The organism is Aeromonas sp. PS2Canimalfood6, from assembly GCF_048276795.1.
Taxonomy (GTDB): Bacteria; Pseudomonadota; Gammaproteobacteria; order Enterobacterales; family Aeromonadaceae; genus Aeromonas; species Aeromonas caviae.
Genome location: NZ_JBLUXC010000079.1, coordinates 1 through 13,312, shown reverse-complemented (window position 1 = coordinate 13,312; position 13,312 = coordinate 1). Strand labels below are relative to the sequence as shown.

Annotated in this window: 14 protein-coding genes and 1 pseudogene; 8 read left to right on the top strand and 7 right to left on the bottom strand. The window is 58.9% G+C overall.

The window, feature by feature from the left end; genetic code table 11:
• Both ACNPAA_RS19490 and ACNPAA_RS19485 read left to right on the top strand, forming a co-directional pair.
• Nucleotides 1-558 (top strand): tetratricopeptide repeat protein (locus ACNPAA_RS19490; protein WP_417891959.1); only part of this gene is annotated, 558 nt, incomplete at its 5' end.
• 50 nt (nt 559-608) lie between these two features.
• A complete protein-coding gene (locus ACNPAA_RS19485) occupies nt 609-851 on the top strand; it encodes a transposase (protein ID WP_000844627.1) in 243 nt (80 codons plus the stop codon).
• Nucleotides 852-882: 31 nt separating this feature from the next.
• On the opposite strand, the gene tetR(A) is transcribed toward ACNPAA_RS19485, so the two are convergent.
• A complete protein-coding gene (tetR(A), locus tag ACNPAA_RS19480) occupies nt 883-1,533 on the bottom strand; it encodes a tetracycline resistance transcriptional repressor TetR(A) (RefSeq protein ID WP_000164043.1) in 651 nt (216 codons plus the stop codon).
• Nucleotides 1,534-1,638: 105 nt separating this feature from the next.
• Here tetR(A) and tet(A) point away from each other — a divergent pair, with 105 nt between their 5' ends.
• Nucleotides 1,639-2,838: a tetracycline efflux MFS transporter Tet(A) gene (gene tet(A) / locus ACNPAA_RS19475; protein WP_000804064.1), complete on the top strand. Its 1,200-nt coding sequence runs from the start codon at nt 1,639-1,641 to the stop codon at nt 2,836-2,838.
• A gap of 31 nt (nt 2,839-2,869) precedes the next feature.
• Here tet(A) and ACNPAA_RS19470 read toward each other — a convergent pair whose 3' ends face one another.
• Both ACNPAA_RS19470 and ACNPAA_RS19465 read right to left on the bottom strand, forming a co-directional pair.
• The gene (locus tag ACNPAA_RS19470) at nt 2,870-3,754 is read right to left on the bottom strand and encodes a DMT family transporter (RefSeq protein ID WP_000058717.1); all 885 of its coding nucleotides are present in this window, start codon (nt 3,752-3,754) and stop codon (nt 2,870-2,872) included.
• Nucleotides 3,755-3,891: 137 nt separating this feature from the next.
• Nucleotides 3,892-4,284: a cysteine hydrolase family protein gene (locus ACNPAA_RS19465; protein ID WP_001351729.1), complete on the bottom strand. Its 393-nt coding sequence runs from the start codon at nt 4,282-4,284 to the stop codon at nt 3,892-3,894.
• Nucleotides 4,285-4,287: 3 nt separating this feature from the next.
• On the opposite strand from ACNPAA_RS19465, the pseudogene ACNPAA_RS19460 reads away from it, so the two are divergent.
• Nucleotides 4,288-6,039, top strand: a pseudogene (locus tag ACNPAA_RS19460) (Tn3-like element TnAs1 family transposase); the annotation flags it as partial.
• 232 nt (nt 6,040-6,271) lie between these two features.
• Nucleotides 6,272-6,631 (top strand): hypothetical protein, encoded by a 360-nt coding sequence (locus ACNPAA_RS19455; protein WP_266142729.1) that lies wholly within the window; start codon nt 6,272-6,274, stop codon nt 6,629-6,631.
• Nucleotides 6,632-6,841: 210 nt separating this feature from the next.
• Here the strand turns inward: ACNPAA_RS19455 and ACNPAA_RS19450 are convergent, their stop codons facing one another.
• The gene (locus ACNPAA_RS19450; RefSeq protein WP_417891958.1) at nt 6,842-7,342 is read right to left on the bottom strand and encodes a hypothetical protein; all 501 of its coding nucleotides are present in this window, start codon (nt 7,340-7,342) and stop codon (nt 6,842-6,844) included.
• A gap of 79 nt (nt 7,343-7,421) precedes the next feature.
• Nucleotides 7,422-7,931, bottom strand: a complete 510-nt coding sequence (locus tag ACNPAA_RS19445; RefSeq protein WP_167570884.1) for a hypothetical protein — start codon at nt 7,929-7,931, stop codon at nt 7,422-7,424.
• A gap of 369 nt (nt 7,932-8,300) precedes the next feature.
• On the opposite strand from ACNPAA_RS19445, the gene parA reads away from it, so the two are divergent.
• Entirely contained in the window at nt 8,301-8,930 is a 630-nt protein-coding gene (gene parA, locus ACNPAA_RS19440; protein ID WP_167570885.1) for a ParA family partition ATPase, read from the top strand.
• Between the two features lie 20 nt (nt 8,931-8,950).
• Nucleotides 8,951-9,148 (top strand): plasmid partition protein ParG, encoded by a 198-nt coding sequence (locus ACNPAA_RS19435; RefSeq protein ID WP_167570886.1) that lies wholly within the window; start codon nt 8,951-8,953, stop codon nt 9,146-9,148.
• A gap of 898 nt (nt 9,149-10,046) precedes the next feature.
• On the opposite strand, the gene ACNPAA_RS19430 is transcribed toward ACNPAA_RS19435, so the two are convergent.
• Together ACNPAA_RS19430 and ACNPAA_RS19425 are read right to left on the bottom strand one after the other, a co-directional pair.
• A complete protein-coding gene (locus tag ACNPAA_RS19430; RefSeq protein ID WP_417891957.1) occupies nt 10,047-10,289 on the bottom strand; it encodes a plasmid replication protein RepB in 243 nt (80 codons plus the stop codon).
• Between the two features lie 335 nt (nt 10,290-10,624).
• Entirely contained in the window at nt 10,625-11,473 is an 849-nt protein-coding gene (locus ACNPAA_RS19425) for an integrase domain-containing protein (RefSeq protein ID WP_417891956.1), read from the bottom strand.
• Between the two features lie 1,283 nt (nt 11,474-12,756).
• Here ACNPAA_RS19425 and ACNPAA_RS19420 point away from each other — a divergent pair.
• Nucleotides 12,757-13,312, top strand: a 556-nt coding sequence (locus ACNPAA_RS19420) for a tetratricopeptide repeat protein (RefSeq protein WP_417891955.1), incomplete at its 3' end; no start/stop codon positions are given.

The window sequence follows — 13,312 nt, the reverse complement described above, 5'->3', positions numbered from 1 at the left end:
CAGGGCGATGCCAAGGCGCAGGGCTTGCTGGGGATAATGTACGTGCAGGGCAAGGGGGTGGCACAGGACGACAAGCAGGCGGTGACCTGGTTCCGCAAGGCGGCCGAACAGGGCGATGCCACGGCGCAGTACCTTATGGGGATGGCATATGAGGATGGCCGGGGGGTGGCACAGGACGACAAGCAGGCGGTGGCCTGGTTCCGCAAGGCGGCCGAACAGGGCGATGCCAAGGCGCAGGGCTTGCTGGGGATAATGTACGTGCAGGGCAAGGGGGTGGCACAGGACGACAAGCAGGCGGTGACCTGGTTCCGCAAGGCGGCCGAACAGGGCGATGCCAAGGCGCAGAGCATGCTGGGGTCAATGTACGTGCAGGGCAAGGGGGTGGCGCAGGACTACAAGCAGGCGGTGGCTTGGACCCGTAAGGCCGCCGAACAGGGCAATGCCAAGGCACAACTTCTCCTCGGAGTGATGTACGACAACGGTGTGGGTGTGGTGCAGGATAACAAGCTAGCTTACGTCTGGGGGAGCCCGCAGAATTCGGAAAAAATCGTACGCTAAGGTTTTCCGAATTCTGCGGGCTCCCCTATCTCATCTGCGCAAGGCAGAACGTGAAGACGGCCGCCCTGGACCTCGCCCGCGAGCGCCAGGCGCACGAGGCCGGCGCGCGGACCCGCGCCACGGCCCACGAGCGGACGCCGCAGCAGGAGCGCCAGAAGGCCGCCAGAGAGGCCGAGCGCGGCCGTGAGGCTTGGACGCTAGGGCAGGGCATGAAAAAGCCCGTAGCGGGCTGCTACGGGCGTCTGACGCGGTGGAAAGGGGGAGGGGATGTTGTCTACATGGCTCTGCTGTAGTGAGTGGGTTGCGCTCCGGCAGCGGTCCTGATCAATCGTCACCCTTTCTCGGTCCTTCAACGTTCCTGACAACGAGCCTCCTTTTCGCCAATCCATCGACAATCACCGCGAGTCCCTGCTCGAACGCTGCGTCCGGACCGGCTTCGTCGAAGGCGTCTATCGCGGCCCGCAACAGCGGCGAGAGCGGAGCCTGTTCAACGGTGCCGCCGCGCTCGCCGGCATCGCTGTCGCCGGCCTGCTCCTCAAGCACGGCCCCAACAGTGAAGTAGCTGATTGTCATCAGCGCATTGACGGCGTCCCCGGCCGAAAAACCCGCCTCGCAGAGGAAGCGAAGCTGCGCGTCGGCCGTTTCCATCTGCGGTGCGCCCGGTCGCGTGCCGGCATGGATGCGCGCGCCATCGCGGTAGGCGAGCAGCGCCTGCCTGAAGCTGCGGGCATTCCCGATCAGAAATGAGCGCCAGTCGTCGTCGGCTCTCGGCACCGAATGCGTATGATTCTCCGCCAGCATGGCTTCGGCCAGTGCGTCGAGCAGCGCCCGCTTGTTCCTGAAGTGCCAGTAAAGCGCCGGCTGCTGAACCCCCAACCGTTCCGCCAGTTTGCGTGTCGTCAGACCGTCTACGCCGACCTCGTTCAACAGGTCCAGGGCGGCACGGATCACTGTATTCGGCTGCAACTTTGTCATGCTTGACACTTTATCACTGATAAACATAATATGTCCACCAACTTATCAGTGATAAAGAATCCGCGCGTTCAATCGGACCAGCGGAGGCTGGTCCGGAGGCCAGACGTGAAACCCAACAGACCCCTGATCGTAATTCTGAGCACTGTCGCGCTCGACGCTGTCGGCATCGGCCTGATTATGCCGGTGCTGCCGGGCCTCCTGCGCGATCTGGTTCACTCGAACGACGTCACCGCCCACTATGGCATTCTGCTGGCGCTGTATGCGTTGATGCAATTTGCCTGCGCACCTGTGCTGGGCGCGCTGTCGGATCGTTTCGGGCGGCGGCCGGTCTTGCTCGTCTCGCTGGCCGGCGCTGCTGTCGACTACGCCATCATGGCGACGGCGCCTTTCCTTTGGGTTCTCTATATCGGGCGGATCGTGGCCGGCATCACCGGGGCGACTGGGGCGGTAGCCGGCGCTTATATTGCCGATATCACTGATGGCGATGAGCGCGCGCGGCACTTCGGCTTCATGAGCGCCTGTTTCGGGTTCGGGATGGTCGCGGGACCTGTGCTCGGTGGGCTGATGGGCGGTTTCTCCCCCCACGCTCCGTTCTTCGCCGCGGCAGCCTTGAACGGCCTCAATTTCCTGACGGGCTGTTTCCTTTTGCCGGAGTCGCACAAAGGCGAACGCCGGCCGTTACGCCGGGAGGCTCTCAACCCGCTCGCTTCGTTCCGGTGGGCCCGGGGCATGACCGTCGTCGCCGCCCTGATGGCGGTCTTCTTCATCATGCAACTTGTCGGACAGGTGCCGGCCGCGCTTTGGGTCATTTTCGGCGAGGATCGCTTTCACTGGGACGCGACCACGATCGGCATTTCGCTTGCCGCATTTGGCATTCTGCATTCACTCGCCCAGGCAATGATCACCGGCCCTGTAGCCGCCCGGCTCGGCGAAAGGCGGGCACTCATGCTCGGAATGATTGCCGACGGCACAGGCTACATCCTGCTTGCCTTCGCGACACGGGGATGGATGGCGTTCCCGATCATGGTCCTGCTTGCTTCGGGTGGCATCGGAATGCCGGCGCTGCAAGCAATGTTGTCCAGGCAGGTGGATGAGGAACGTCAGGGGCAGCTGCAAGGCTCACTGGCGGCGCTCACCAGCCTGACCTCGATCGTCGGACCCCTCCTCTTCACGGCGATCTATGCGGCTTCTATAACAACGTGGAACGGGTGGGCATGGATTGCAGGCGCTGCCCTCTACTTGCTCTGCCTGCCGGCGCTGCGTCGCGGGCTTTGGAGCGGCGCAGGGCAACGAGCCGATCGCTGATCGTGGAAACGATAGGCCTATGCCATGCGGGTCAAGGCGACTTCCGGCAAGCTATACGCGCCCTAGGAGTGCGGTTGGAACGTTGGCCCAGCCAGATACTCCCGATCACGAGCAGGACGCCGATGATTTGAAGCGCACTCAGCGTCTGATCCAAGAACAACCATCCTAGCAACACGGCGGTCCCCGGGCTGAGAAAGCCCAGTAAGGAAACAACTGTAGGTTCGAGTCGCGAGATCCCCCGGAACCAAAGGAAGTAGGTTAAACCCGCTCCGATCAGGCCGAGCCACGCCAGGCCGAGAACATTGGTTCCTGTAGGCATCGGGATTGGCGGATCAAACACTAAAGCTACTGGAACGAGCAGAAGTCCTCCGGCCGCCAGTTGCCAGGCGGTAAAGGTGAGCAGAGGCACGGGAGGTTGCCACTTGCGGGTCAGCACGGTTCCGAACGCCATGGAAACCGCCCCCGCCAGGCCCGCTGCGACGCCGACAGGATCTAGCGCTGCGTTTGGTGTCAACACCAACAGCGCCACGCCCGCAGTTCCGCAAATAGCCCCCAGGACCGCCATCAATCGTATCGGGCTACCTAGCAGAGCGGCAGAGATGAACACGACCATCAGCGGCTGCACAGCGCCTACCGTCGCCGCGACCCCGCCCGGCAGGCGGTAGACCGAAATAAACAACAAGCTCCAGAATAGCGAAATATTAAGTGCGCCGAGGATGAAGATGCGCATCCACCAGATTCCCGTTGGAATCTGTCGGACGATCATCACGAGCAATAAACCCGCCGGCAACGCCCGCAGCATCGCGACCGTCATCGGTGAGAAGTTCGGCAGGTATTGGGTGGTGACAATGTAGGTGCTGCCCCAAATGGCAGGTGCTATCGCTGTGAACAATAAATCGGGCGTGCGTAATGACATGCGATTACAAGACCTCCGCTACGGCGATGGGTTTTTGAGAGTTGCAGGCGCCGCGATGACCGCACCCTGACTTGGACTGGCCCTGCCTCGCACCAATCCACCTGCGGCTATGGCCGCGATCATGCGAGGCCCGAAAATTACACGACCTGTACACGTCCGCCGAACCCGGAACGCAACAGAGCTTCGTGGGCATCCCGATCCGGGTCGTAGCAGCAGTCCTGGACCAAACGCACGTCGTAGTCCGCATCACTAGCCCAGGCGACGCTTGAAAGAACAACGCCGGTGGTGCTTATCCCGGCCATGACAAGCGTGCTTACGCCGCGCGTCCGAAGGTCGGCGTCGAGCGCCGTGCCATAAAAGACGCTGGCTCGCGGACATGCATAGAAAAGGTCGCCCCGTTCGATCGCAAGCCCTTCGACGGGCAGACCGGTGCGAAATCGTCCGCTCGGGAGATACGGTGAGATTTGGCGATTCGTCGCCGGCGGCGCATGTTCATACTCTTCGCCGAGCGAAAAGTTGGGGAACAGCACGGGCCGGCCGCGCAAGGCGTGCTGGCAGCCGTGCAGACCCTGCGTGAGATGAACGCCGACAACCTGCGCAAGGTGCCGGCCGATGCACCCACGGCCTTCATCAAGCCGCGCTGGAAGCCGCTGGTGATCACCCCGGAAGGCCTCGACCGGAAATTCTACGAAATCTGCGCCCTGTCCGAGCTGAAGAACGCCCTGCGCTCCGGCGACATCTGGGTCAAGGGCTCGCGGCAGTTCCGCGACTTCGACGACTACCTGCTGCCGGCCGAGAAGTTCGCCGCACTCAAGCGCGAGCAGGCCCTGCCCCTGGCGATCAACCCGAACAGCGACCAGTACCTGGAAGAGCGTTTGCAGCTGCTGGACGAGCAGTTGGCCACCGTCACCCGCCTGGCCAAGGACAACGAGCTGCCCGATGCCATCCTCACCGAGTCAGGGCTGAAAATCACCCCGCTGGATGCGGCGGTGCCGGATCGGGCGCAGGCGCTGATCGACCAAACCAGCCAGTTACTGCCGCGCATCAAGATCACCGAACTGCTGATGGACGTGGACGACTGGACGGGCTTCAGCCGCCACTTCACCCACTTGAAGGACGGGGCCGAGGCCAAAGACAGGACGTTGCTGCTGTCCGCAATCCTCGGTGATGCGATCAACCTCGGGCTGACCAAGATGGCCGAGTCGAGCCCCGGCCTGACCTACGCCAAGCTGTCCTGGCTGCAAGCCTGGCACATCCGCGACGAAACCTATTCGGCGGCCTTGGCCGAGCTGGTCAACCACCAGTATCGCCACGCCTTTGCCGCCCACTGGGGCGACGGCACGACCTCATCCTCCGATGGCCAGCGCTTCCGCGCGGGTGGCCGGGGCGAGAGCACCGGGCACGTCAACCCGAAGTACGGTAGCGAGCCGGGACGGCTGTTCTATACCCATATCTCCGACCAGTACGCGCCGTTCAGCACCCGCGTGGTGAATGTCGGCGTCCGCGATTCCACCTATGTGCTCGACGGCCTGCTGTACCACGAGTCCGACCTGCGGATCGAGGAGCACTACACCGACACGGCCGGCTTCACCGATCACGTCTTTGCCCTGATGCACCTGCTAGGCTTCCGCTTCGCGCCGCGCATCCGCGACCTCGGCGAAACCAAGCTGTACGTGCCGCAGGGCGTGCAAGCCTACCCGACGTTGCGCCCGCTGATCGGCGGCACCCTGAACATCAAGCACGTGCGTGCCCACTGGGACGACATCCTGCGCCTGGCCAGCTCGATCAAGCAGGGCACCGTCACCGCCTCGCTGATGCTGCGCAAGCTCGGCAGCTACCCGCGCCAGAACGGACTGGCCGTGGCCCTGCGCGAGCTGGGCCGGATCGAGCGCACGCTGTTCATCCTGGACTGGCTGCAAAGTGTTGAACTGCGCCGCCGCGTGCATGCCGGCCTGAACAAAGGTGAGGCGCGCAACTCGCTGGCCAGGGCGGTGTTCTTCAACCGCCTTGGGGAAATCAGGGATCGGAGCTTCGAGCAGCAGCGCTACCGGGCCAGCGGCCTCAACCTGGTGACGGCGGCTATCGTGCTGTGGAACACGGTGTACCTGGAACGCGCCACCCAGGGGTTGGTCGAGGCCGGCAAGCCGGTGGACGGCGAGCTGCTGCAATTCCTGTCGCCGCTGGGCTGGGAGCACATCAACCTAACCGGCGATTACGTCTGGCGGCAGAGCCGCAGACTGGAAGACGGGAAGTTTCGGCCCTTACGGATGCCCGGAAAACCTTAGCGTACGATTTTTTCCGAATTCTGCGGGCTCCCCGTCTGGAGTTCGGTGTCTGCCGCCAATGGGGATGTCGAGGCGGCTACAAAACGTGACCTTTTCGCCAAGCGTTTATCGCCTGCGGTATTGGCAGAGGCGCAGGCACTGGCTGGCCAGTATGTTGAACTGTACCAACCCAAGCAGTAACCCCATCGGCTAGTGCGTATAAGGGGGTGTTACGTTAAATTGGACGCCCTTTTTGCTGCCCGTCACCCCGCAATACCCCTTGTCTTGCGCGGCGTTATTTCTCATTCTGCGCGGCATCCTCCCTTGCTTCGAGATCACCCCCATGGAAACCATTACCCATCCCACCCTCGTTCAACTGGTGGCCTCCGGCGCCGTCCGTGTCGTGGTCGCCGTCGGACAACCAGGCGGCTGGACCCTGTTGGTGCGCTACGGCCTCGCCGAACGCGCCCTCGCCGCCCAGCGAAGCAAACAACTCCGGGTCTTTCGTAAGCTCGATACCTTGCAGGCCTATTTGCAGGAAATCGGCGTGATCCGCTTTGAGATCGATGCCGCCGGGTTTGAGGCCGCTCCGAGACGCTTGTTGGGATCTTGAACATAGACGGCGTTATGAGCACCAGGAGCATCGCCATGGAGCGCAACTATTTGACGTAGTTGACAGGTATTAGTATGATAATAGGTAGATAGACAGCAGAAAATCGCCGATGCTGCTTACTCCTCGAAGAGGAAATATGAAGGGATTTTCTGGAGCGTTTTTACTCATTCTTGTTAAGTCAGGGAGAGGTGTTCCAGATTGGCGTCCTTCCTATCTAAATGCTTTAACTTTTGAGCCCCTAGCGTGATAAGCCGTGACGGGGCTTAAGCTTTTTAAGCTAATCTCGATGATTGCCACCCCGTAAAGTCCCTTCTTGCCGTTAACCGTGATGCTTTTTTCTGCGTTGAAAATCAGAGCTTGTTGCTCCCGCTCTGTATCCCCGTCATATCGCGGCTTGTTTATTGCTACATTGCTCTTCACGCTATATGCACTAGCCAAAATGGTTGCGCAGTCGCTTGGCGATGCGGCATCCTTCCCTACTCTCTGAGTGAGGACATGCTTAAAATATTCTCTTGTTAAGGTGACTCCCTTTTCTTCAGGGTTTACCCAGTCTTGCTCCGCGCAAATTGTCTTGATAGAACCGCGTTGGCGGTTTGTTAGTATGTATGAGAAAAGCCCCTGTGATGTCGCGGCGTCGTCAATTGAGTTCGCCGAGACTTGATTCATGAACTCATGAAATGCTTGAACCATTCCTTCTTCACCTGGCAACACAACAATCTCCTTACCCGTTTTTCCCTAATTCCACTGATTTTTGATTACGTTGCACGCAACATCTCACAGGTGTGGGAGCTTAAAATTTCGTTCCTACATCTGACATCCTGCTCACGAGAGCGTTGTATAAATCGTCTTTCGGCGTATTTTTGTAGAGTGATTGAACAGCCAGGAATGGGTTGAGAATGAGTACGTAGCTGAACTCTCCGTACATACCTTCTTTCTGAGCTATGAATCCGAGCTCAACCAGCTTTTTCATTCGCCCTAGCCATGTGTTAACCGCTCTTTCCCCTGCAAATCCAGATTCAAAAGACATCCTTTGTCGGTCTCTTATTTCTAGAAAACTATGATCAAAAACGTTACAGAGCAGGGCTAGATAAGCTCCTGACACAGGGGTTCCTTTTCCGGCGAACCTATCCATTATCCTGGCCAGTTGCGGTAGCGTTCTGGGGACTGAAGCGAATCCTTTTTGGACCGTTTTATCCCAAAGGTCCAGGGCGTCTAACGTATCGCCCCATATCTGCTGACGCAGTTCTAACCTCTTTTCTGACTGCTTTTTTCTTCCTGCCGCTTCCGATTTTTGCGTCATTCATTTGCCCCTCATTACAATAGCTAAATGCTATTGCTTTTTTTCTTTAAAAACAATGACTTATGTGTTATTTGCCTGCTGTTGCCTTGTCCTGGGATATGCAAACTAAGCATATCTATTGCGTTTAATTTTTCGTTTACTGTGTGTTAGTTGCAATGAATATTGCGGCTTGTTGTTTTAAGTTGTTGTTTTTTTTGGTTTTTTTTATTTTTTGCTGTTATCCCAGTTGCCCTATGTTATCTGTCGTCATCTGGTGTTATCCAGGTCATCCTTGGAGGGTATGGGAGGGATGGAGGGTAGGAAACGGGTTGCACTTTTTTTGGAGCGTGACAATGATTGAATGAGTTTTTGAGAAAATGAGTTTTTGAGATGAAAGTTATTTCGGTCTTAAATCAGAAGGGGGGGAGTGGTAAAACCACGATCGCCACCCATCTAAGTAGATCGCTCCAACTGGCAGGGTATGACGTGCTGCTTATCGATAGCGATCCACAGGGGAGTGCAAGAGATTGGTCCGCAGTGTGTGATGATCAGCCGGTGCCGGTAGTGGGGATTGATAGGCCAACCATCGAGCGCGACATCAAAGCTGTGTCTCACAAAGACATTATTGTGATCGATGGTGCTCCGCAGGCCGCTGACCTAGCGATCTCCGCGATCAAGGCAAGTAATTTGGTGCTGATCCCCGTCCAGCCATCTCCCTACGATATTTGGGCGGCCTCTGATCTGGTTGATCTGGTGAAGCAGCGGATAGAAATGACCGATGGCCGTTTGAAGGCTGCCTTTGTGGTGAGTCGAGCCATCAAGAACACCAAGATCGGCGCTGAGATCAGAGAGGCGCTGGAAGGGTATGGTCTGCCGGTATTGGCGGCGAGAGTGACCCAAAGCGTTGCTTATCCGAGCACCGCAGCTGCAGGTACCACTGTGCTTGATGCTGAGCCTAATAGCAATGCAGCCCAGGAAATACGGGGCTTGGCAGATGAAGTATTAGCATTACTCAAGTGAGTTAATGAGGGTGTGAGTAAATGAGTGTGTTGAAAGCTGGTCGCCCCAGTAGCCAAAAACGGGCAATGACCATGGGTGATATCGCAGGATCCGAGAAGATGAAGCGGGTTAATTTTGACCTGCCAGAGGTGTTGCATACCAAGCTGAAAATGCATGCTGCTGCACAAGGGAAGTCCATCAAGGATATCATGACGGACTTTGTTGAAGCCTTGCCGTGATCGATTGATTATCAACTATCCTGTCGGGATAGTATTGAATATATGAGTATTTTTTGCAGTAGTGCGTACTAAAAAGCGTTGATCGATCAGTCTGATCAACGCTACTCTGTGCGCCAGAAACGAAAAAACCGCCTTGGCGGGCGGTTTTTCGAAGGTACTCGGAGTTGGCGCTCTTTGTACCTGGTAACGGCTCCGTAGAGGGAAGCAGCTACCAAAAGTCCCAATAAGTTTAGCGGCACTTTGCCGTATCTTTCAAGCTAATTCCCTCTTTACACCCGTTACCGAAGGCCACCACCTTTGGCGCGTTGTCGTACCCGCACGGATTGGAAGCATGAGTTTGTTGCCGTGTGTAGGTGTGGTTGGTCGGGCAGAACGGGGAAATCTCACATACTGCCCAGCGTGCGATCGCGCACCACAGCCGCCCACGATTCGCAACCGTGGGGCATTTGCAAGCAGAGCGTAACGGGGAACCAACCACGGCCAGCTCTTAAAAAACGGCGCGGCAGTCTGGCCATCAGGCGGGGACTAAAGCAGATGCAGCAAGGACGGGGTGTGTCTCTGGAGCGCGTGAGAGGGAGCTGCCGCAAGCAGTCTCGATAGTCCGGAGCAAGGCGAGTCAATCTTGTGTAACTACGTCATTTTTAACGTAGCCAAGCAGGAGGGCTCTCCTATCTTGAAGCGCAGCGGAAAGATAGGAGAGCCTGCCAACTGGGGAGCTTTGCGACATCCTTTTTGCGCGGCCTTTGGGCCGTTGTCTTTGAGCTCTTCATAATCGAGAGAGGATCTTGGCGAGGTGGTTAAGCCTGCTCCCGAAGGGCTGTCCATCAGGCCATGTGTTTGGCCTGTGGGCAGGAGGGCTTATCCACGGAGCGGGTTTTGTCTCGGTGGTTTAACGTTTTCAGCGACTGCTCAGATCGATCTCGATGCGCCGAAAACCTATCCCGTTGGCGGTGTTGGCTGCGGCATCGATGCTTTTGAACACGCGCCAGCCGCCACGTTGTCGTTCTAGGACAATGGACTCGTTCTGTTTGCCGAACTTCACCAGATGCAGGTGGTAGCCCTGGCCCATCGGGGTGGGGGCGATCAGCGCCTTGGCAAACCCGCCTTGGTCGAAGACCCACTTCGCTTGCAGTTCTTCCATATCACAATCCTATTTTGAATAATCAAAATCAGAATTTGATTGTAGCGGAGGACGGGGCGGCAGGCCAGCCCTGTCCAGTAACTCCCACAACAGCCGCACCGCATACCAATGGTCCTGTCGCGTCCGTTCGGAGAGGTGACTGTGGCGGGCCCAATAGCGGTGCAGGTGGGCCCGTCCTATCTGGGGCGGTAGCCTCACCCCCTGCTCATGCTGACGAATGTCCTCTAAAACGGCAATCAGCCTGCTGACAGTAGCTCTTCGGCTGGTTTTGCCACCGTGTCGCAGGTAGACATCGACCCGGGCTCTGATCCACGTTTCCATGCTGCTCATGATCGTTACCCCAGGTAGGTGTTGGTGACATCGATCCGCCCGTGGCCCAGCTCGGTGGCCACCTGCAGACGGGCCTGCTGATCGAGCGTCCGCGCTGCAGCGACGTCGATCCCGAGCCTGGTGGCCAAAAACCGATGATGTTCGGCCCCGTGACGGATCCCGGCTGCGACGGGCGTGGGGGCCCCCACTAGGGCGGCGTACCGTTCTTGGGCGTAGGCATGGCGTTCGCCATGCGAGCGAATTCCCGCGCTGCGCAGCTCGGCATAGGCCTCCGCGCGAAATTCACGATAGGTCTGATGAGCGGGGATCAGGCTGCGATCAGCGCCCTGGAGCATCGCGGCGTTGGCCAGCACAAATCGCTGGGTCATCGGGCGGGTGATGGGTAGATCCCTGGCCAGACCGCCCTTGGTGCCAGCCTCGATACGCACTGTGCCGTTTTTGGCCTGTGTCAGCGCCCGGACGGCGTCCATTTTTGCAGCCTCCTCAAACCGCAGCCCGAATTCCCGCTGCAGGGCGAGGATGGCGGCCAGCCGCTCCGGCAACGCTGGCAGCACGTTGTCGTGCTGGGACAACGACACGGCCCGATCAGTGGTGGCGATCCCGCTACGGATCGGCAGCCCCGCCTCGCGCACGGGATCGAGCCGCACGGCACGATCGCCACGGGCGATTTCCAGCACTCTGTTGACGGAGGAGAGCGCGTTTTGGGCGGTGGCGGGGCTGATCTCTCCCCGCTCCAGCCGCTCGATCAGGTGGGTGGCGTAGTCGCGCAGGGTCGAGGCCTCGATATGCCGCATGTCCTTGATACCCGCAGTATCTCGCGCCCAGGCGGCGAACTGTGCCCAGCGATCCGCCATCGTAGCGATCGAGCTGTGACTCTGCATCCCCTCGCGCAGGGCGTGCAGCCCTGCCCGGGCCATATCCCTGGCACCGAGGCCAAAATTTCTCGCGTTCGGGTGGGCTCTATCACATCGCGCCATATCAAAATCCTTTTTTGATTATTCATTTTATGGTTTTGATGCCGCCATCCCCTGATACTGGTGTTGAGTGTTATGCGTGTGTTTGCGACTACGCGTGTCGTGGTGGCATCGGGGTTTGCTCCTTACGCGGTGAGCGTGTTGTTGTTCCGCAGAGCGGAGGTGGCTGCTGTGGCAGGGGGCTCCTGCAGGCAGGGCGCGGGTCGAGATCGACTGCGCCGAGCATCCGGCTGGCCTGGCTGAGCGACGGTTTCGTCGTGTTTCGTGCCAGGGAGATCTGGCGGCGTGGCCCGAGGGCTCTGGAGTTGCGCCGGGTTGGCGCTGGCCGTCTCTGTCAGACAGAGACGGCAGGGGGGCTATCGTGCGCGTCGCATCGGCTGTCCGGCGATGGGGGCGGAGGCCGAAATGCTGCCATGGCAGCGTGATGCTGGACGTCGATGTGTGTGCCGGTATATCCAACGGATTGTGGCCCCGAGGGGCTTCATTACCCATGGTGCATTGCCAACGGCGTATAACCCGAGGGTCGCCACGCAGAGCTGGTCTGCGCCGATGCAGGTTTTATGGTCGCATCCCACCCACTCAGGCTATGCCTGTTTTTCAGGCTGGCCGTCCACCCGCCACCGGTAGTTTTGGGTGCGCCCCTGATTATCCAGTGGAGCTCGACTGGCGAGGACCCTTGGCCGATTGCTGGTTTCAGCAATGGTCAGGGGTGGTCCTCAGTTGGGTGAGTGATCAGTATCATGCAAGTGATGAGGGTTTGCAATAAGTGTTTGATAAACAAGGCTTTGTATCCTGTCAGGATAATTGGTGGCGTTTATCGGAATGCGCGTCAATCGCGAAGGAGGTTTTTGCCCATTGGCTGCGAATGTTGGATCGAAACGACGTCCCGCTGGGCCCGCCCCTCAAACCGCTTCAGAAGCGTTGCAAACCTTCAGGCCGTCAATGCCCTGTCTTGGGTATTGAAACGCTACCAAACGCGATACAGGCGGCCTGTTTGCCGCCAGCGCCCCGTTTTAGCCGCTAAACATCGTGATTGAACATAAAAGCGATTAGGCGCGGCGGCTTTGGGGGAGCTCCTGCGCTGTTTTGGGATCCCCGAGACAACCCGCTGGTGCCACCTGCGATACGATGCGAGGCAGAATCCATAGATCAGTAGGAAAGAGATGAAAAAAGGGATTTTGGCACTGCTGGTCGTCGGGGCTTGTTGGGGCCCCACCCTGCAGGCAAATGACTGGAAAAATGCCCCCATTTCCGAAGTGCAGAAAGCGGCCGAACAGAGCGATGCAAAGGCGCAGTTTTTGCTGGGGTCAATGTACGTGCAGGGCAAGGGGGTGGCACAGGACGACAAGCAGGCGGTGACCTGGTTCCGCAAGGCGGCCGAACAGGGCGATGCCAAGGCGCAGGGCTTGCTGGGGATAATGTACGTGCAGGGCAAGGGGGTGGCACAGGACGACAAGCAGGCGGTGACCTGGTTCCGCAAGGCGGCCGAACAGGGCGATGCCACGGCGCAGTACCTTATGGGGATGGCATATGAGGATGGCCGGGGGGTGGCACAGGACGACAAGCAGGCGGTGGCCTGGTTCCGCAAGGCGGCCGAACAGGGCGATGCCAAGGCGCAGGGCTTGCTGGGGATAATGTACGTGCAGGGCAAGGGGGTGGCACAGGACGACAAGCAGGCGGTGACCTGGTTCCGCAAGGCGGCCGAACAGGGCGATGCCA

Bases quoted from the DNA above. Each gene is read 5' to 3' on its own strand.
- ACNPAA_RS19470 (WP_000058717.1), bottom strand. From the start codon at position 3,754: ATGTCATTACGCACGCCCGATTTATTGTTCACAGCGATAGCACCTGCC.
- ACNPAA_RS19445 (WP_167570884.1), bottom strand. From the start codon at position 7,931: ATGACGCAAAAATCGGAAGCGGCAGGAAGAAAAAAGCAGTCAGAAAAG.
- parA (WP_167570885.1), top strand. From the start codon at position 8,301: ATGAAAGTTATTTCGGTCTTAAATCAGAAGGGGGGGAGTGGTAAAACC.
- ACNPAA_RS19435 (WP_167570886.1), top strand. From the start codon at position 8,951: ATGAGTGTGTTGAAAGCTGGTCGCCCCAGTAGCCAAAAACGGGCAATG.
- ACNPAA_RS19430 (WP_417891957.1), bottom strand. From the start codon at position 10,289: ATGGAAGAACTGCAAGCGAAGTGGGTCTTCGACCAAGGCGGGTTTGCC.
- ACNPAA_RS19425 (WP_417891956.1), bottom strand. From the start codon at position 11,473: ATGGCGGATCGCTGGGCACAGTTCGCCGCCTGGGCGCGAGATACTGCG.